The 231-nt window shown below is 62.8% G+C and carries 1 protein-coding gene; it reads left to right on the top strand.

Annotated features, from left to right (window positions below; genetic code table 11):
* The coding region (locus CVH10_RS24960) for an AAA family ATPase (RefSeq protein WP_146143438.1) at positions 1-231 on the top strand (231 nt) is incomplete at both ends.

The following is a 231-nucleotide window of genomic DNA, read 5'->3' as shown; positions in this document are numbered from 1 at the left end:
TATGTCGGCTATGAGGAAGGCGGGGTGCTGACCGAGGCGGTGCGGCGGCGGCCGTATCAGGTGGTGCTGTTCGACGAAGTGGAAAAGGCGCATGGCGACGTCTTCAACGTGCTGCTACAGGTGCTGGACGACGGGCGCCTGACCGATGGTCAGGGGCGGACGGTCGATTTCTCGAACACGCTCATCATCCTGACCTCGAACCTGGGCAGCCAGTATCTGGCGAACATGGGC

The organism is Halomonas sp. ND22Bw, assembly GCF_003011945.1.
GTDB lineage: Bacteria > Pseudomonadota > Gammaproteobacteria > Pseudomonadales > Halomonadaceae > Halomonas > Halomonas halophila.
The sequence above is the reverse complement of the archived record's forward strand: the minus strand, read 5'-3'. Positions and strand labels throughout refer to the sequence as shown.